The 17,987-nt window shown below is 42.2% G+C and carries 14 protein-coding genes and 1 tRNA gene; 10 read left to right on the forward strand and 5 right to left on the reverse strand.

Annotation, left to right across the window (positions count from 1 at the left end):
- Positions 1–21: 21 nt before the first annotated feature.
- On the forward strand, positions 22–369 hold the full coding sequence (locus A7Q09_RS01605; protein WP_244228452.1) for a lipid-A-disaccharide synthase N-terminal domain-containing protein: 348 nt from the start codon (positions 22–24) through the stop codon (positions 367–369).
- 140 nt (positions 370–509) lie between these two features.
- Here A7Q09_RS01605 and A7Q09_RS01610 read toward each other — a convergent pair whose 3' ends face one another.
- The 4 genes from A7Q09_RS01610 to A7Q09_RS01625 all read right to left on the reverse strand — a co-directional run bounded on the left by A7Q09_RS01610 (position 510) and on the right by A7Q09_RS01625 (position 2,866).
- Positions 510–1,538, reverse strand: coding sequence for an aldo/keto reductase (locus A7Q09_RS01610; protein ID WP_134389579.1), 1,029 nt, complete (start codon positions 1,536–1,538; stop codon positions 510–512).
- Positions 1,539–1,769: 231 nt separating this feature from the next.
- Positions 1,770–1,958 (reverse strand): zinc ribbon domain-containing protein, encoded by a 189-nt coding sequence (locus A7Q09_RS11395; protein ID WP_394346604.1) that lies wholly within the window; start codon positions 1,956–1,958, stop codon positions 1,770–1,772.
- A gap of 32 nt (positions 1,959–1,990) precedes the next feature.
- Positions 1,991–2,404, reverse strand: coding sequence for a hypothetical protein (locus A7Q09_RS01620; protein ID WP_134389580.1), 414 nt, complete (start codon positions 2,402–2,404; stop codon positions 1,991–1,993).
- 132 nt (positions 2,405–2,536) lie between these two features.
- Complete coding sequence (locus tag A7Q09_RS01625; RefSeq protein ID WP_134389581.1) at positions 2,537–2,866, reverse strand: hypothetical protein; 330 nt, start codon at positions 2,864–2,866, stop codon at positions 2,537–2,539.
- Positions 2,867–3,301: 435 nt separating this feature from the next.
- On the opposite strand from A7Q09_RS01625, the gene A7Q09_RS01630 reads away from it, so the two are divergent.
- The 8 genes from A7Q09_RS01630 to A7Q09_RS01665 all read left to right on the forward strand — a co-directional run bounded on the left by A7Q09_RS01630 (position 3,302) and on the right by A7Q09_RS01665 (position 12,098).
- Positions 3,302–3,820, forward strand: coding sequence for an NADH-quinone oxidoreductase subunit I (locus tag A7Q09_RS01630; RefSeq protein WP_134389582.1), 519 nt, complete (start codon positions 3,302–3,304; stop codon positions 3,818–3,820).
- A gap of 109 nt (positions 3,821–3,929) precedes the next feature.
- A complete protein-coding gene (locus A7Q09_RS01635; RefSeq protein ID WP_134389583.1) occupies positions 3,930–4,427 on the forward strand; it encodes an NADH-quinone oxidoreductase subunit J in 498 nt (165 codons plus the stop codon).
- Positions 4,428–4,555: 128 nt separating this feature from the next.
- Positions 4,556–4,861 carry an NADH-quinone oxidoreductase subunit NuoK gene (gene nuoK, locus A7Q09_RS01640; protein ID WP_039721404.1) on the forward strand — a complete coding sequence of 102 codons (306 nt, stop codon included), beginning with the start codon at positions 4,556–4,558 and terminating at the stop codon, positions 4,859–4,861.
- 17 nt (positions 4,862–4,878) lie between these two features.
- A complete protein-coding gene (gene nuoL, locus A7Q09_RS01645; RefSeq protein WP_134389584.1) occupies positions 4,879–6,684 on the forward strand; it encodes an NADH-quinone oxidoreductase subunit L in 1,806 nt (601 codons plus the stop codon).
- A 149-nt stretch (positions 6,685–6,833) separates the two neighbouring features.
- Positions 6,834–8,300, forward strand: coding sequence for a NuoM family protein (locus tag A7Q09_RS01650; protein WP_134389585.1), 1,467 nt, complete (start codon positions 6,834–6,836; stop codon positions 8,298–8,300).
- Between the two features lie 107 nt (positions 8,301–8,407).
- Positions 8,408–9,832: an NADH-quinone oxidoreductase subunit N gene (locus A7Q09_RS01655; RefSeq protein ID WP_134389586.1), complete on the forward strand. Its 1,425-nt coding sequence runs from the start codon at positions 8,408–8,410 to the stop codon at positions 9,830–9,832.
- 6 nt (positions 9,833–9,838) lie between these two features.
- Positions 9,839–9,911 (forward strand) — tRNA-Val (locus A7Q09_RS01660).
- Between the two features lie 135 nt (positions 9,912–10,046).
- Positions 10,047–12,098: a sodium-translocating pyrophosphatase gene (locus A7Q09_RS01665; protein ID WP_134389587.1), complete on the forward strand. Its 2,052-nt coding sequence runs from the start codon at positions 10,047–10,049 to the stop codon at positions 12,096–12,098.
- A 1,974-nt stretch (positions 12,099–14,072) separates the two neighbouring features.
- On the opposite strand, the gene A7Q09_RS01670 is transcribed toward A7Q09_RS01665, so the two are convergent.
- Positions 14,073–15,050, reverse strand: coding sequence for a deoxyhypusine synthase family protein (locus A7Q09_RS01670; RefSeq protein ID WP_134389588.1), 978 nt, complete (start codon positions 15,048–15,050; stop codon positions 14,073–14,075).
- A gap of 585 nt (positions 15,051–15,635) precedes the next feature.
- Between A7Q09_RS01670 and hpnE the strand changes: the two genes are divergently transcribed.
- Positions 15,636–17,885 carry a hydroxysqualene dehydroxylase HpnE gene (gene hpnE, locus A7Q09_RS01675; protein ID WP_134389589.1) on the forward strand — a complete coding sequence of 750 codons (2,250 nt, stop codon included), beginning with the start codon at positions 15,636–15,638 and terminating at the stop codon, positions 17,883–17,885.
- Positions 17,886–17,987 lie beyond the last annotated feature (102 nt).

Genomic DNA, 17,987 nt, shown 5'->3' on the forward strand with positions numbered 1-17,987 from the left:
AGTGGCATTGGGAGAAAAGTTATGTTTACTGATCATTATTGTATCCTAGCTAGTATGTCCGATTTTTTGGGGATTCATTGGAGTCCAATGAAAGTAATCGGTTGGATAGGGAATATCCTTTTTTTTTCCCGTTTTGTGATTCAATGGATCGCTACAGAAAAGAAAAAAGCTGTAGTTGTTCCCCTTGCCTTTTGGTATTGCAGCCTTTTAGGCTCTTTATTGCTCTTAATTTATGCATTTTATAGGTGGGACTCGGTGTTTATTTTTGCTTATCTTTTTAGTTGGATTCCTTACTCAAGAAACCTTTATTTTGCTCATAAAGAAAGGGCAAACGCAAAGAATGAGTTTACAACTTGCCTGAAGCGCTGAATTACAATTCGAGATCCTTCCCCACAGAAATACTTGAAATCTCGCAAGGGTTAATAGTCTCTGGCTTGATGCCACTTTAGGGTTCCATGGAAGGGTCTCATGCTACTTAATATAATCGGATCCTTGCATTCTCTACGATTTTATTGGCTGGCAGCATAAAGCTGTTCTAATGTCATCGTTCCCTTGTAAGCTTCAGCTTCTTCTTCCACTCCAAAGTTCGAGGCAATTAACAAATCAATCTTATCAAGTTCTTCTTTGGTTAATGGAGGACAGTCAGGAGCCTGAGCAAATTCTTTGAGTTGCGTGCTATTGTAAATATTAGGCAAACAGCTCAGCACCTTTTTTTCATTAAGGATCCATTGCAAGGCAGCTTGTCCCAAAGAACGATTCGGTAGGACGAGAAACTGTAGAGTAGCTATTTTTTTTAAACCATTTTCAAGCCAGTGTTTTGGTCGAAAACGTCTATGATCGGTCTGAGAAAATTTTGTTTGAGGGGTATAGTGGCCTTCGAGCATGCCACTGGCATGGGGAACACGGATAAGATAACGAGTTTGATCCCATGCAGCTTTGCCCATAAGCTCTTTCCCTGGGTAAGATTCAAGGATATTGTAAATGTGTTGGACGATATGTGGCTTCCTTAAGCGAATGGATTCCAGTCCTTCATAGAGCCAACCAATGGCTGGTCCAAGAGCCACACCATAAGAGCGTATTGTGCCTTCCTTAAGCTGATCTTCCAGGAACTGCCAGATAGCATCATCTTTGACATGAGCTAAACGGATATTATGTAGTTGAAGATTGTCAATGTAATCACGCTTGAGTCGTTTGAGTGATCGGTGAAGAGCTTCTTTTAAGAAAGGAACGGAAAAATCTTGAGGTAGTTCCTGTTGAGCCGAACGATCGACATTGTTATAGAAATTGTAGCCTATCTTCGTAGCAATAACTACATCCTTGGAGTTGGGGAAGGCTTTAGCTAGAATTTCTTCTCCATATCCATGACCATATACATCGGCCGTATCAAAAAAGTTAATTCCTAAATCGTATGCTTCTTTAAGAAGCCGGATAGCTTCTGCTTCGGTGTAGGTTCCCCACCACCCGGTAGTCAAAGTCCATAATCCAAAACCGATTACAGATGCCTCGATCTCTGTTCCTGGAATATGTCTATATTGCATAAAAAGAATTTATCAAAATTAGATAAAGAATGAAGAAAATTTCATTTAGGAATTTTCAATATGCTTTTATAAGGAAAAAAATAGTGGAAGGGAAAAGATGATGTTAACTACTCCATCCTAAAGGACGAAGCTTGCATCAAGGCTCCACCGCAGCTTGCGTGTATCTCGAAAGACGCGCGGCTTTGGCTTCATCACCTGATGCTTAAGGGGCGGCTGACAATCACCCTGTCCTCACCAGTCATGCCAGATGAGGAGCGTTCGCATGCTGATGTTTCTGGCAGCCACTAAATCGGCATGGAGCCTATACCCACAATGGGCGCATACAAACAGCAGTCCCTTATTGGACCGGTTCTCCCGCCCAACATGCCTGCAAACCGGCCGTCTCTGGCTGGTGTAATCCGCAGCCCCCCAGACCGGCACTCCGCCCCTCCGCAAAACCCCAAGTGCTCCCCTTACGGTTGGCCTTGCAGCGTTTGACGGAAACCTTCTCCGACTGTCTGCACTCGGTTCGATAACGGATAGCCTTCAGCTCCTCCATACCTACCATCGCGTGTGGCTCCACGAGTACCCTTCTCTTGCAGCGCACTTCGTCTACTGGCGGCACGCGCTTGGCCAGGTGCCTTCGGTGTCCACCAGGATAAAAACGACATTTGCCTTGGGTATTGGATTCCACCGCGATGTTCCGGCGGTTCATGTCCACCCCCTTGACCATGGTGATGGAGGCTTGCGGGTTCCGGTCCAAAGCCTTTTCGACGGACACCAGCAGCTACCATGCCCTGGATGCAGGGTCCTGCCAGAGCAGGGCCCCACCCAGTGTGATGCCATGCTCCCTTGGCCGCACCATCCACTTCAGATGCCGGTTCCATCCTTCGTATCGGCACCGGATGCCTCCGCCCAAAGTCCCCATGCTGACCGTTTGTTCCTTGCCCAAGGACCAGTCCTGGCGATGGTTCAAAGTCATGGTCATGGCAGTGAATCTGGGTGCCTTGTCGAGACCCTTATAGCGCCGGGCTGGTCCAGCCTTTCGCTTTATGGGTCGCGCCCGCTTTGGCGCGTTCCCAGAGGGTTTTGTAAGCCGCAGCCACTTGCCTGGGCACCATGTATGCTATTTTAGCTGGTAGCCAGAACCTCTTGCGCAAATCCTTGGACACCAGCCTTTGCAATTTCATGCCTTGCGATATCTTCCCGCCCACAAAAGCGACAGTGGATGCGAGATTCAGGGCGTTATGGTAAGCCAACGCCGTGCGCTGCACCTTCTCCTCCTGCTCTTTAGTGAGCAGGAGCTTCAGTTTGCACCACAGCGATTGGGTGGCTGGCAATTCATTCATGTTCACGATTATTATGTTTCAGTTGTAAAGCATCGCCGCTGCGCGGCGGCGCTATCCCTCTGCCGCCTTGAAAGGCGGGGACTCCCACGCAAATTTGCTCTTGTCAAGAGACAAGAAATGTGAAATAGCAGTTCTAAATCTAGAACGCCTTCGTGAAAGCTTTTCCTCTAGGCTGGCTGAGATGAGAAACTACCGAAAGAGGCACTGTGAGAAAGCAGGTTTTTTGATGTGGTTGAAAAATTACCTCTGCGGTCATGAAGGGAACCGGGAAAGAACTGTGCGCTCATTTATAGGAGAATAAGCTTTATAAGAAAATTAATTATTGAATATTTTAATTAATTATGATAAATCGATAAAAATTATATTTTTTAGAAAAAATAATGCAATATATATACTGAGGGATTAGAAAAAGATCTTTTTTTTTATTTATTCTTTATGATTGTTAAAAGACCGACGCTTAATTTTTTTGAAAAAACCTATTTACCTGGCATTCTTCAAGGTTTGGGAATTACTTTAAAACATTTTTGGGATAGAGTCAGGGGAAAGACAAAAATCACTCTTGAATATCCTGAAGAAAAACCGCAGCTTCCAGAGGGATTAAGGGGAGCTCCGCTGTTAGTAAAGGATGAAGAAGGGCGGGAAAAATGCGTCAGCTGTCAGCTTTGTGAATTTATTTGTCCTCCAAGAGCCATTCGAATCATTCCAGGAGAAATCCCCCTAGAAGATAAATATGCAAAGGTAGAAAAAGCACCTAAAGAATTTTTTATAGACATGACTAGATGTATTTATTGCGGACTGTGTGAAGAGGTCTGTCCAGAAGAAGCTATTTTTCTGCTTCCTAAAATCTATTCTTTATCTGGTTATAGCAGAAAAGAGCTTATCCACGACAAAAAGACATTGTATGAGCTAGGAGGCATTTACGCTCGGCCCATTAAAAAATGGGAGAAAAAATGAAAAAAAATATTATGGGGCTTTTCTTTTGGAATCAGCCGAAGTGTTTTCTTGTTGATTTTTATTTTTTAGTTTTTAGGATTTTCAATCCTTTTTATTATCGAAGTTGATCATGGAAAATTTCTTTTTTTGGACCTTTGTTCTCACAATGATTGGCAGTGGGATTGGAGTCATTGCCAATAAAAATCCTGTGGCATCCGCCATGAACCTTGTCTTAATGATTATCTCTATTGCCGGGCTTTTTGTACTGCTGGGTGCTTATTTTTTGGCAGCTGTACAAGTGTTGGTTTATGCGGGAGCTGTCATGGTGCTCTTTTTGTTTATTATTATGCTTTTAGATTTAAAAGCTGAACAGCAAGCTAACTTTAGGATGCTGGGTATTATTGGAGGGCTTTTGACTGTCTTATTGCTTGGGATTGGGTTCTTTCTGGCTGGAAAGAATATAACTTCTTTAGTAGGTAAAATGGGCATCGTGATTCAAAACAACAGTATAAAGGCCTTGGGAGAACTACTTTTTGGCAACTATGCTCTGGCCTTTGAAGCTGTTGGAGTACTACTTTTGATTTCAATGATTGGAGTGATCATTTTGAGCAAAAAAGACTTGGATTAGAATGAGGAAAGTCAATCGACTGCAAAAGGTATTGAAAGAAAGCTAATGATAGAAGAAAACATTTAAGAAGGTCGTTTGTTTGTTTTTTTATTACGATTAGCTCATTACCATAGTGGGAAAAAAAGAAGATGCAAATAGGCTTAACTCATTATTTGACAGCTAGCGGGATTCTTTTTGCGATTGGCCTTGCAGGGATAATCTTAAGGAGGGATATGATCATTATCTATATGTGTTTGGAGATCATGCTAAATGCTGCAAATCTTGCCCTTGTTGCTTTTAGTCGATATAATTCTAATCTTTCAGGACAAGTGCTGGTTTTTTTTGTGATTACGGTAGCCGCTGCTGAAGTTGCTGTAGGCCTTGCCTTAATTGTTGCACTCTTTCGTGTCAAGCATTCTACAAAAGCCGAAGATATCACTTTGTTGAAGTTTTAGAAGTCCTATAGGAAAAAATGAATACTTCCTCGTTATTAGCTTGGGTCTTATTACTTGCTCCATTGCTATCAGCTTTTATGATATGGGCATTTTTAAAGCCTTTCCCTTTTTTAAGTCAGATAGTTTCTGTGGGGGCTTGTGCAATTAGCTTTCTTATTGCCATAGGAGTTGCTCTGGGTTCGATTCATGAACCGGTAACCATAAATTGGATAGACATTGGTGGACTTACTGTTCAGCTAGGGATGGTTTTCGATTCGCTTTCGAAAGTCATGCTACTTGTCGTAACAGGAGTTGGGCTCATGATTCATATTTATTCGATGGGCTACATGGGAGAAGACCCCGGCAGAAGTCGATTTTTTGCTGAACTTTCTCTTTTTATGCTCTCGATGCTTGGTATCGTTGTGGCAACCAACTTTATCATGATGTATTTATTTTGGGAGCTTGTTGGAGTCAGTTCCTATCTTTTAATTGGTTTTTGGTTTGAAAAACCTTCTGCAGCCAATGCGGCTACTAAGGCTTTTTTAGCTAACCGAATAGGGGATTTTGGCTTTCTGTTAGGCATTATCATGTTTTGGACCTTTACAGGTAGCTTGATGTTTGATCCTTCCCTTTCTTCCTATTTCAAGGGACATCCCTTAGTAACGATAATGGCACTTTTGCTTTTTTGTGGTTGCGTCGGCAAATCAGCTCAGATTCCTCTTCATGTTTGGCTGCCAGATGCTATGGAAGGCCCTACTCCTGTTTCAGCCTTAATCCATGCGGCAACTATGGTTGCTGCAGGTGTCTATATGCTTTGTAGAATTTTCTTTGTATTAGAACAATCGGAACAGGCGCTCGAAGTTATTGCATGGACAGGAGGGATTACTGCTCTAGTGGCTGCGCTAACTGCTACGCAGCAAGATGACATAAAGAGAATTTTAGCTTATTCAACCATGTCACAGCTAGGTTATATGGTCATGGCCGTAGGTTCCTCTGCGACTATAGCTGCTATGTTCCATCTTTGTACCCATGCTTTTTTTAAGGCCCTTTTATTCCTTGGTGCAGGATCCATTTTGCATGTTTTGCATCATGAGCAGGACATTTGGAAGATGGGGGGATTATGGAAAAAAATGCCTCTGACCTTTCTGACCTTTTTTATTGGGACCTGTGCGCTTGCAGGCGTTCCTGGATTTTCGGGCTTTTATAGCAAGGATACGATCCTTGAGATGGTTGGTGAAAAAAACAAAATGCTCTTTTGGCTAGGTTTGTTTACGGCTGGGCTTACCGCTTTTTATATGACAAGGTTATTTGTTCTCACTTTTATGGGAGCTCCTAAGTCGGAAGTTGCTGAACATGCCCATGAGTCACCATTTGTTATGGGATTGCCGATGGTCGTTCTTTCTTTCTTTGCTTTGGTTGGGGGATATTCAGTGGTAGGGATTGAAAAAGCCCTTGGGACTACTCATGAAGCTATGTCTCAGGCAGCGAAACTCAATGTGATGATTTTGTCAGTACTTGTGGGGCTGACTGGTGTGGGGATAGGGGCTTTTGCTTATTGGAACAAACAAAAAGAAATCGTCATCTTCCCATTGTTTAAAAATAAGTTTTATTTCGATGAACTCTATGAGTTGACCCTACTGAAACTCCAGCAACTTCTAGCGGGAGTTTTTGCATGGCTGGATGAATGGATCATTGGCTTTGGGATTGTCAGAGGCTCGGCTTTTCTGGTAAGTGTTGGGGGAGAACTTTTAAGGGTTTTTCAAACCGGCAATATCCGCAGTTATGCTTTTATTTTTGGCGCTGGGGCTGCAGCCATATTAGTCTTTTTTCTAATCAGCAGTTAAGCCTGTGTAGGTAATTTGTGGGATGAGCAAGGGAGAAAAAAGAAAGTTGGTGGTTTTGAAATGGGAATTTTTGAAATGGGAATAATAGGAACCACACAGATATGGAAAGTATTTTTGTTTTGTAAACGAGATGATGGAAAGAGGTTAGCATGTCATTTGTAAGTGTTCTTCTTTTTGTACCCTTATTGGCATTTATTGCTATAATTTTTAAAGTACCAGCCCGTCAAGCTGCATTAGGAGCTAGTTTGCTCAATTTGTTTGTCAGTTTTTGGATTTATTTCCAGTATGATCCCAAGATTCAAGGCTTTCAATTCGTTCAAGATATCCGTTGGATCCAGCTCCCAGGGCTTCCTGAAATCCACTACCATGTAGGGGTAGATGGCATGAATCTGCCTCTTATTCTTTTAACAACTATTGTGACACTGGCTGCCATTATTGTTGCTCCTGAAGGGATCAAAAGGGAGTCGGAATTTTATAGCTATCTTCTTGCTATTTCTCTTGGGGCAATTGGCGCCTTCGTTTCTTTAGATCTATTCTTTTTTTATATCTTTCATGAGTTTGCCCTTATTCCAACATTTCTTTTGATTGGAATTTGGGGATCTGAAAACAGGCAGTTTGTGAGTCTTCAAATTACTCTTTATTTAATGGTGGGTAGTTTGGTTCTCCTTGTTGGCATTCTTGCTTTGCTTGTATTGCTTCCACAAGAAGCCAGGACTTTTGATATCCCTAGGCTCATTGACTATGCAAAAGCCCATCCCTTGCCTATAAGCAAAGAGGCTGTCCCTTTTGCTTTTTTACTTGTTGGTTTTGGCACATTGGTTTCACTATTCCCTTTCTATACTTGGGCGCCAGCCGGTTATGCCGTAGCCCCAACTCCCGCGGCAATGCTCCATGCTGGAGTATTAAAAAAATTTGGGCTTTATGGGTTGTTAAGAGTGGCTATTCCACTGCTTCCTGGAGGATTGGAACATTGGAAAAGCTGGTTGTATATTCTTTTGCTGGGTAACATTCTCTACATAGGGTATGTGACGATTGTTCAAAAAGAGCTAACAACGATGTTGGGCTATTCTAGTGTTATGCATATGGGGTATATCTTTTTGGGGCTTGCAAGCTGGAATAAAATTGGAATCAGTGGGGTAGTGGTGCTTATGGTAGCTCATGGTCTTTCGATCGCCTTGCTTTTTGCTTTGGCTGGAGAAATTAAGGATAGAACAGGGGAAATAAAGTTTAGTGAACTTGGCGGACTAGGCCAAAGAATGCCATTTATTTCTGTAGCCTTTGTATTAGCTTCTTTTGCTTCCATTGGAGTCCCTGGATTGGCGAATTTTACTGGGGAGCTACTGATCTTTTTTGGGTCATGGCAGGCCCAGCCGTGGATTACTGCTTTGGCAATTTGGGGAATTGTCATATCGGCAGTCTATCAACTGCGAGCCGTTCAATCAGTTTTTTTTGGCAAACTCCCTGCGCATCTGAAAGACGTGGAAGACCTTCAGGGACTAGCCAAGAAGTTCCCTTATCTTTTGCTTATGGCTTCTCTTCTCATTATTGGAATGATGCCAAGTTCTCTTCTTTCAGTTATTAAGCCGACCGTAGAACACTATTTCTCTACAAATTGATTGCGATAGAACACAATGAAATTTTTGGTAAATACAGAAAATAAGTCCTTTTTTCTAAAGGAATTAACAAGTTATTAGTCTGAATTAATTAGTCTGAATTATCTACGATGAATGCGTTATTTGTTCTTTGTAGTCCTGAATGTTTCCTTACTCTGTCAGCTTTGTTTCTGCTTTTGTGGCAAGCCATAGCAAAACCAAATTATAAGAGTGTGGGCATTCTTGTCTTGGCTTCTTATCTGATCTCAGGAGTTCTGCTGCTTCCATTTGTTGATAATCAGGGCATCTATTGGAATGGACTGTATGTCTGGGATAAAATGGCAGTTCTGTGGAAAGTGTTTTTTTTGATAACTGGATTCCTTGTTACCTACCTAAGTTTGGAAAGCAACAGTCTTATTACGAAAGGGAGAGCGGAATTTTATACTTTACCGTTATTGACTACTGCTGGCATGGCTTTGTTAGCCTCGGTTAGGGATTTTATTCTTCTGTTTGTTGGGCTTGAAATTGTCACCGTTTCTTTCTATATATTGGTAGCTTTTCAAAAAGAATTTCCTTCGGCTTTGGAAGCAGGGGTAAAGTATTTAGTCATAGGAGCTTTGGCTTCTTCTTTTCTTGTTATGGGTATAGCCTTTGTTTTTGGAATCACTGGTTCGACTCAATTTGATGAAGTAGCACGCTTTGCTCAAAACAACCCAGTGAGTACTCCTTTAGTCCTTGGTCTTATATTTGTTCTGGTTGGTCTTGGGTTTAAAGCTTCAGCTGTGCCCTTTCATGTTTGGACCCCTGATGTCTATCAAGGAGCCTCTACACCGATCACTTCTTATTTGGCGGTTGGATCCAAAGCTGCTGGATTTGTTGTTCTGCTAAGAGTATTAAACCTTCCTTTTTATGACCAAAGTTTTCAGAAGCATTGGATTCCCTTAATTGTTCTTATGGCCCTCCTCTCCGTTATTTTAGGCAATTTGGCAGCTATTCCACAAAGAAATATAAAAAGGATGCTTGGCTATTCGAGTATTAGCCATGGGGGTTTTTTGCTTATGGGGCTATCTGCTCATAATACAATTGGATGCGCAGCTGTCATTTATTATTTTTTTGCTTACCTTGTCGCTATTTTTGCTGCATTTCTTGTTGTTATTCTTCTTGAAAAGAATCAACCCAGTGGAATTTCCATTAAGGATTTCAATGGCCTTTATCAAAAGAACGGGCTTTTAGCCTGGTCTATGGCCTTTGCTATGATTTCCTTAGCAGGGCTGCCCCCATTAATGGGTTTTTTTGGCAAACTAATGGTGTTTCTTGCGGCTTGGGAAAGTGGGCAGCATCTGCTAGTGATTGTTGGTGCGCTCTGCGCCGCCGCTGGCTTATATTATTACATAGGGGTGGTGCGAGCTATGTTTTGGGCTGAACCCGAAACGGTTCAAAGGATTGTTTTAAGCCCAGCCACCAAAGTGTTGCTTTGGATATTAAGCATTGGATCCATTTTGCTTGGATTTTATGCCGAACCAGTTATCAAATTAGTCGGAGCCGTTTTGTCCTAAGTTTTGGGGCAGTTAGCTCAGGCGGTAGAGCATCTCGTTTACACCGAGAGGGTCGGGGGTTCGATTCCCTCACTGCCCAAGAAGATTATGAACTGAATTTTTATAGTAGAAACTAAAATGAGCACACATCGATAGGCTTGTTCAGCTACAGTTGGTAAAACATGTTGTTGAACTTGATTCCTGATCAGCATTAACTACAATTTCCCTCCAAATTATGCAAACATTTTTAATCAATTCATCCATCGGATTTTCTATCGGTTTTAGCTTGCTTGGCATATTAGTGGCTATCATTCTTGCTTTTCGAATTCGATCCCTAGACAGTGGAAATGACAGGATGAGGATGATTGCCGGAGCTATCGAAGAGGGAGCAAAGGCTTATCTTAACAGACAGCTTGTTACCATCCTTGGGATTGCGGCCGTGCTTTTTCTGCTGATCGGGCTTTTTAAAAATTGGTGGACGGCTTCGGGGTTTTTGTTGGGTTCGTTTTGTTCATATCTTGCAGGACTTATAGGGATGCGTGTAGCTGTTCAGGCTAATGTTAGAACAGCTCAAGCCGCTACTCAGAGCAAAGATAAAGCCTTGCATGTGTCTTTTCTTGGTGGCTCGGTGACCGGATTGCTTGTTGTTGGACTAGCTCTTTTTTCTGTCGGTCTTTTCTATGCTCTCTCCTTACATTATCAGGGAGTCACAGAAACTTCTTCTTCCCTCGTTGGTCTTGCCCTTGGAGCAAGCCTAATCAGTGTTTTCGCTCGGTTGGGAGGAGGGATTTATACCAAAGCCGCCGACGTTGGAGCGGATTTGACGGGGAAAATAGAACAAAACCTTAACGAAGATGATCCTCGGAATCCTGCAACCATTGCTGATAATGTCGGCGATAATGTCGGAGATTGTGCAGGAATGGCCGCGGATGTTTTTGAAACCTATGTGGTGAGTCTTATCGGAGCAGTACTTGTTGCCGTCGTTGTCTTAGGCGGAGATCCTGCTGCGACTGCCTATCCATTCTTAGTTGGGATGGTTACCATTTTGGGGGCTCTTTCTGGGATTTTTTATGTAAGCGTATCGAAGGCTCCTCCAGCAAAAGCGCTCCTTAACGGTGTTATGGTCAATGGCGTGGTCTCTTCCGCCCTTTTCTTACCCCTCTCCTATTTCCTTTTTCCTTCTAATTGGCTGAATATTTTTGCTTGTTCAGTTGTTGGTGTGTTGATGACTGCTGCCATATTCCTCATAACCGATTACTATACGGCAACAACACGAAAGCCTGTACAGATCATCGCTCATGCCTCACAAACAGGACATGCCACAAATATCATTGCAGGGTTGGCTACGGGAATGGAAGCGACAGCTTTGCCCGTGCTTTTTATTGGAGCTGCAGTCATGTTAACCTATTGGCTTGGGGGGTTGTATGGGGTTGCTATTGCCGTTCGCTGCATGCTCAGCATGGCTGGTATTGTAATATCATTAGATGCTTTCGGTCCGATTACAGATAATGCTGGAGGCATTGTAGAAATGAGCCAGTTACCGAAATCGGTGAGGCAGATAACCGATGAATTAGATGCTGTTGGAAATACGATGAAAGCAGTAACCAAAGGCTATGCTATTGGTTCAGCAGGCTTAGCTGCCTTAGTCCTTTTTGGCTCTTACGTTGAAGAACTCAAGCATTTCAGCTCTGCAACAATTGCGCAAGAACTCCAGTTTAAGCTACAAGATCCCAAAGTGATTATAGGCCTTTTTATCGGAGGGCTGCTTCCTTATCTTTTTGCTGCTAGAAGCATGTCTGCGGTAGGGAGGGCTGCAGGGAGCGTCGTTCAAGAAGTTCGACGTCAGATTAGAGAAATCCCTGGTATACTCAAAGGAGTCGATAGACCTCAATATGGGCGGTGTGTTGATATTGTGACAAAAGCGGCATTAAGAGAAATGATTTTCCCTGCAATCTTGCCTTTATTGGCTGTATTGGGAATAGCAATTATTCCTGGGCTTGGTCCAGTAGTATTAGGTGGGGCACTTATAGGAACTATTGTCACTGGTTTGTTTGTTGCTATTTCAATGACCTCGGGAGGAGCAGCTTGGGACAATGCGAAAAAATGGATAGAAGAAGGAAACTTCGGAGGAAAAGGCTCAGAAGCGCATGCTGCGGCAGTAACTGGAGATACGGTAGGTGATCCTTATAAGGACACTGCCGGTCCAGCCATCAATCCGATGATCAAAGTAGTGAATGTTTTAGCCATTCTTATTATTCCCATTTTTGCAAAGTACTGGCATCTTTAGCAACCGCTAAGCCCTTAGGAGAAGATGCAATAAGCAGAACGTTCACTTACAGCCTATTCTGATGGGTGAAATAGAGTAGTAGATTGATGCCACCAAGATATTCTTATAGAGGATACTAGCATGGCTTATGAAAGATGAAGTTATGCTAGAAGGGGTATTTCTCACTCAGCTTTCCATCTTATACCAGAAATACCCAAGACTACTTCTAGTTGGCTGGATAGAAGAGTGACTATAAGAAGCAATTCTATGAAAAGTCTGCTAGATTCAAGCCGATGTATACTTTAGCCCTGAGCTAGAAACAACTAGAAAAAGATCTAAATTATCAAAGCTTCTCTATGCGATATGGTCCAGCCTCCCTAAATAAGGGATCAGTGGGACTAATTACAGCCTATCTTAGTAACTAAGAGATGGAAATTAGAAGCAGAAAGTGACCAAGACTATCCCATGTTTGGTGGAACTTTTGTAAGGTGCTGATTATCAATGAGCTTTTTTTCAATGTGTCATTATGTGGGGATTTTGGGAGCTAATTTTGGGTTTCCAAGGCACTAAGCGGTCAACTCGAAGGGCGGAAAGAATCCGGCGCGCGTGTTGGTTTCCCGCTGTGATTCTGCCGTGTTTGGTGCCGGCGATGTCTTTTTCTAGCATCATTAGACGGTGCGTAGTTGGGTAAGGCCTTTTACGGTGGAAAAGGAAGCTTACCCTCCTTCAAGCTTTTCTCTAATAGCCGGTCAAGCGAGAAGGCTAAGGCGGTGACAAAGCCATGGGCCTGGACGAGATCTCGAATCATGGGGATGGATTGGAAGCATCTCTAGGACATCTATTAACTTCCTAAAGGCCAGCTCAACATGGGTAAACTTCATGTAGGCGCAGAGGGCCTCTACCACGGAGAGATTTTTTTTGCCTCTAGGATCAGGTACTTGCCTTCGAGAAGCTTTTGCTCTTACAAAGGCTTTTTCGCCAGAACTGGAACTGACCGGAACGGAGGCTCCAGCGGAAATAGCGATGCCCGTGATGGGTTTTAGTCAATGCGCTCAGCAGTAGGCCCAATCTGTTCTGGATGACGAAGCTCTTGCGTTTTCTACCCGCTTAGCGAGCTTCTTGAGAGCTCTTCCCGAATCTTGGCTATAGCTGCCTTCTCGCATCTCTTGCTCGTAGGCCAGCCGCTAGAGCACTCTCGACTACAAAGATCCGATGCCCCAGAAGTTCCCCCGGAACCTCGTGCATGCCTCAGTCTTTACTTTCCGAAAGAGAGGGGCTGCCAGGAGAAGAGCTTGTGCTCGGGCCGAGGTGCTATAGGACCTCATGGCTCCTTTGCCCCCTAAAGTCCCACCAAAAACCCATGGCCCTGGCTCCAAAGAAAGCCCAGGTTGGCCGTACTGACTATCCTCCGGTCCCCGAGAAAAGATTACCTGGCGCTAGCTCAAAGCGCTTCTCTTTAAGTCCTCCACTACCGTCTGGATCGTTTCCAAATCCTCTAGATCCTCTAGGGAATTCATGGTGGACAATTGGAAGAGCCATTGGCTATTGCCCACCCCCAAAAGGATCTCTGGCGATTCCGTCCCCGCCGGTCCCTGGCTATAGCCAAACTAAAGCGAGCTCCTCCGGACCCTCTCCTTCGAAGTAGGAAGAGCTCAAATCGTAGAAGACCATCTTGGGCTTCAAGGAAAAAAAGATCTTTAGGCCCAAGCAAAAAGGCCTACTTCGATCTTCCCCTTCCTTTGAATCAGCTCATTCAGCGATCTTTCCTCGATCGTAGTAGCTCTCCATTAGTCGAACGTATGGGCTATTCTGCAGACTACTGCAGAATAGTCTGTTAGATAAGACAGTGGTACAGGCAGCTCTGTTGTAGCCTTACAGGCAGTCCTTAGGAAAAGGGCTGCATCTATTTTAAATCGGGCCAAATTCCAATTGTTTGTATTAGATTTTGGGTGGTTGACATTGAACCAATTCTTTTAGTGAGGCGATTGATCACAATTAACTTTCTAACACGTAAGAAAATAGCAATGGTGCTACAATGGTCGCATCGGATTCGATAACAAATTTCGGAGTATCCTTCCCTAATTTTCCCCAGGAGATTTTTTCATTTGGAGAGGCACCACTATACGAACCGTAGCTTGTTGTCGCATCGCTGATTTGGCAGAAATATCCCCATAAAGGGATATTCTGAAGTTGCATATCCTGATGTAGCATAGGAACGACGCAGATTGGGAAATCACCGGAAATGCCACCTCCAATTTGAAATAGCCCTAAAGAATGGTTTTTGGTTGTCTGAAGATAATATTGGGCAAGCTCCATCATATACTCTATGCCACTTTTTATTGTCATAGGATCTTTAATATGGCCTTGAAGACAATGGGCAGCATACATATTGCCAAGGGTAGAATCCTCCCATCCAGGGACAACTATAAAAAGGTTTTTTTCCATAGCTGCAACTACCCAGCTATCTTTTGGATCAATTTGGTAAAAAGGCTTTAACTTTCCTGATTTTAAGATTTTCCAAACAAATTCGTGAGGAAAAAATCGTTGTTTTTTCTTGTCTGCTTCTATCCATTCCTCAAGGATTACCCGTTCAATCCGTCGCATAGCTTCTTCTTCTGGAATGCATGTATCAGTGACACGATTGAGATGCTTTTCATATAATGCAACTTCTTCATCCGCACTGAGTTCTCTATAATGAGGAATCATTTGGTAGTCGTTATGAGCCACAAGGTTGAAAATATCCTCTTCTAAATTAGCCCCTGTACACGAAATGGCATGCACCTTATCCTGCCTGATCATTTCTGCAAGAGAAATGCCTAGTTCAGCGGTGCTCATAGCTCCCCCAAGGGCAATCATCATCTTTCCCCCCGATTCAATATGTCGCACATACCCTTGCGCTGCTTCTTTAAGGGATGCGGCATTAAAATGTCTGAAATGATGATCTATAAACTGCTTTATTGTTTGAGATTTCATATTTATACTCCTAATTATCGAAAGCGAATATGGATTCTATAACAACTGAAAGATCTTTCATTTTAATGAATCGGAATTTAACGTAAAACCAAAAGTAAAATAGAAAAGTAACTTTTTAACACTTTCAAAATGACCATCCTACTTGTCTAGTAGAGCTTCTTTAGAAAATAAGAAAAGGATAGAAATTAAAAGAATGATCAAGACATGCATCTAGAGCAGAAAATCCGCCGGCAAAGCCTGTTATTCAACCAAAAAAAGCGGGAAAATCTTTTTCAATGTAATTTGCAGGAAAAAATGTTCCAGATTAGCTTTAAAAAAGCGCATGCGATCTTTCTCCATTGTGTTTTTCCTGTGATGTTTCCGTTAACATGCTTGATCTGCTGTGGGACTTTAGGGTTAAAAAGAAGAAGCCTTTTGAGCTTTACTATGGCAATTTCTCTCCATCCCTTGTCCTGTTTCTTGCAAGAATTGAAAAATTATGGTATTCAATCCACTTTCTGCTAAGCTCACAAAAGCCATTTACCTTAAGGATGACTTGCACAAGGTTCTAAGTGAAATACTTAGAGTAAGAATATTAATTCAGGAATGAACTCTCCATTGATCGGACAAACGGTAACTTCCAAGAGCAAGTCAAATTTGGCTCTTTCCTTTTTTTGTTTACCTAAAGAACAAAGATGGGCCATGACTGTCTTTTATGCCTTTTGTCGGGTAATCGATGATATTGCCGATTCAACAGTTCTTTCTACCCATGAAAAAAAGGAAGGGATCCTTTTTTGGAAAAAAGAGGTAGAAAAAATCTATTATTCAGTTCCTTCTTCCCCATTGGGCAAAGAACTTAGTCAAGTCGTTCACAAATGGAATTTGTCCCAGGAAATGCTTCAGGAGATAATTCTTGGGGTAGAAATGGATATAGAAAAAAGAAGATATAAAAATTTCGACGAGCTTTCTTTATATTGTTATCGAGTTGCGGGAGCTGTTGGTTTGGTGAGCATTGAGATTTTTGGTTGTCGCCATGCTCTTAGCAAAGACTATGCGCTGGCTTTGGGGACAGCTTTTCAACTGACAAATATTCTGCGGGATGTTCCCAAAGATTCTTCTTTTGGTAGAATCTATTTCCCTTTAGATGAGCTGGAAATCCATGGGATCACTGAAGAAGACATACTTTCTTTGAGATGGAGCCCAAAAATCCGCGATTTTTTTAGATTACAATATTTTCGAGCAAAGCATTACTTTGCCAAATCTTCCAAACTGATTCATCCATTGGATAAGCCAAAACTGCTGGCTGCAGAGATCATGAGTTCAGTCTATAAAGCCATCTTAGAAAAAATAAAAACAAAACAGTTTGATGTGTTTCATCATTCAATTCGCTTAAATAAGGCTCAAAAGCTTGCTTCTATACTTAAGGTTTTGTTCAAGCATGCTTTTGGTATTGACACTCTTCCTTCAGGACCTCCAAAAAAGGTTGTGATTCTTGGAGGTGGTTTTTCTGGGGTATCTGCTGCCTTAGAGTTGATCTCCCTTGGTCATGAGGTAATCCTGCTGGAATCAAAATCAAAATTGGGGGGAAGGGCAGGAAGCTTCCTAGAGCCTCAGACCAAACAAATAATAGATACTGGTCAACATATAATGATGGGCTGCTATCAGCATACTTTAGAATTTGTTGAGAAAATCGGCATCAGCTCAAAGCTATTATGGATCGATCCTTTAAAACTTAGTTTTGTTAGTGAAAAAGGCACTTCAGTGCTCTCGGCTGGAAATCTTCCTGCCCCTTTCCATCTGCTTGTAGCCCTCCTCCGTTATTCAGAGCTTTCGGTGAGCGATTGGTTTAAAGCCTTTTTTTTCCTCCTTTCTGTTATTCTTCGTGAAAAACCCTCTGAAAATGAATCAGTCTTCGATTGGCTAAGAAGAAAGAAGCAGAGTGTTTCATTAATTCGCTCCCTTTGGGAGCCCCTCTGTGTGGCTGCATTAAATTTGTCAATAGAGAAAGCTTCAGCAGAGCTCTTTTATTCTGTATTGAAAAAAACCCTATTCGGCAAAAGAAAAGATCTCAGTCTTATTTTTAGCCGAGTAGGATTAAGTGAGCTATTTTCTAATGAGTTCGAACGGCTGATAAATGCGTGTGGAGGAAAATTATTTTTTAGAACTTCTGTTTGTTCTCTGGAATTTGAAGAGAACTATTTGAAGTCTATCAAAACTGTCGATGGTAAAGAGTTTACATCCGATTCCATTGACTATTTTTTATGCGCCCTTCCGTGGCATATATTGGGTAGTTTGTTGCCAAAGGAATCGTCCTTGAAAAAAAACTGTGAATCTATCGAACAGTCTCCAATTCTAAGTTTGTATTTTTGGGTTGATCGATCTTTTACGGACCAACCTGTTATAGGGTTTTTAGATTCTCCAGTACAATGGCTTTTTTCAAGAAATCTAATAATGGATAAAGAACTATTGTCTTTTCCTTTTTATTCTTATGTTGCAGTAATTAGTGCTCCTCCAAAAAATATCCTCAGTTTGAATTCTAAAGAGATTGAACAAATCATATGGAAAGAAGTTAACCGGCTAATACCCCGCTCAATAGAATCAAAGCTTTGTGGTAGCTTTCTTTTTAAATCTCTAGGTGCTACCCCTAAATTTGATCCCACTTCTTTAAAATATAGGCCACCTGTTCAGACAGAATGGAAAAATTTTGTTATTGCAGGGGATTGGACAGATACGGGACTGCCTGCTACAATAGAAGGAGCTGTTCTAAGTGGCAAAAAAGCAGCACAATTCATCGATTCTTTAACTCCTCTTTCAAAATCGACCTTAGCTGGTTTTTGTACGGAAAAAAGAGTCTAAAAATATACTCTTACTGTCCCTTGGATCCAAAAAGGAAGTTGAGGAACAATATAATCATAGTTAAAATTTCTAGCTGCACTAAAGCCTGGGGCACCTGGTAAA

The sequence above is a fragment of the Methylacidiphilum sp. Yel genome (assembly GCF_004421185.1).
In the GTDB taxonomy this organism is placed as follows: domain Bacteria; phylum Verrucomicrobiota; class Verrucomicrobiia; order Methylacidiphilales; family Methylacidiphilaceae; genus Methylacidiphilum.

Coding starts and splice junctions, on each gene's coding strand:
- A7Q09_RS01605 (WP_244228452.1), top strand. CDS start 22: ATGTTTACTGATCATTATTGTATCCTAGCTAGTATGTCCGATTTTTTG.
- A7Q09_RS01610 (WP_134389579.1), bottom strand. CDS start 1,538: ATGCAATATAGACATATTCCAGGAACAGAGATCGAGGCATCTGTAATC.
- A7Q09_RS01620 (WP_134389580.1), bottom strand. CDS start 2,404: ATGGAACCGGCATCTGAAGTGGATGGTGCGGCCAAGGGAGCATGGCAT.
- A7Q09_RS01625 (WP_134389581.1), bottom strand. CDS start 2,866: ATGAATGAATTGCCAGCCACCCAATCGCTGTGGTGCAAACTGAAGCTC.
- A7Q09_RS01630 (WP_134389582.1), top strand. CDS start 3,302: ATGATTGTTAAAAGACCGACGCTTAATTTTTTTGAAAAAACCTATTTA.
- A7Q09_RS01635 (WP_134389583.1), top strand. CDS start 3,930: ATGGAAAATTTCTTTTTTTGGACCTTTGTTCTCACAATGATTGGCAGT.
- nuoK (WP_039721404.1), top strand. CDS start 4,556: ATGCAAATAGGCTTAACTCATTATTTGACAGCTAGCGGGATTCTTTTT.
- nuoL (WP_134389584.1), top strand. CDS start 4,879: ATGAATACTTCCTCGTTATTAGCTTGGGTCTTATTACTTGCTCCATTG.
- A7Q09_RS01650 (WP_134389585.1), top strand. CDS start 6,834: ATGTCATTTGTAAGTGTTCTTCTTTTTGTACCCTTATTGGCATTTATT.
- A7Q09_RS01655 (WP_134389586.1), top strand. CDS start 8,408: ATGAATGCGTTATTTGTTCTTTGTAGTCCTGAATGTTTCCTTACTCTG.
- A7Q09_RS01665 (WP_134389587.1), top strand. CDS start 10,047: ATGCAAACATTTTTAATCAATTCATCCATCGGATTTTCTATCGGTTTT.
- A7Q09_RS01670 (WP_134389588.1), bottom strand. CDS start 15,050: ATGAAATCTCAAACAATAAAGCAGTTTATAGATCATCATTTCAGACAT.
- hpnE (WP_134389589.1), top strand. CDS start 15,636: ATGAACTCTCCATTGATCGGACAAACGGTAACTTCCAAGAGCAAGTCA.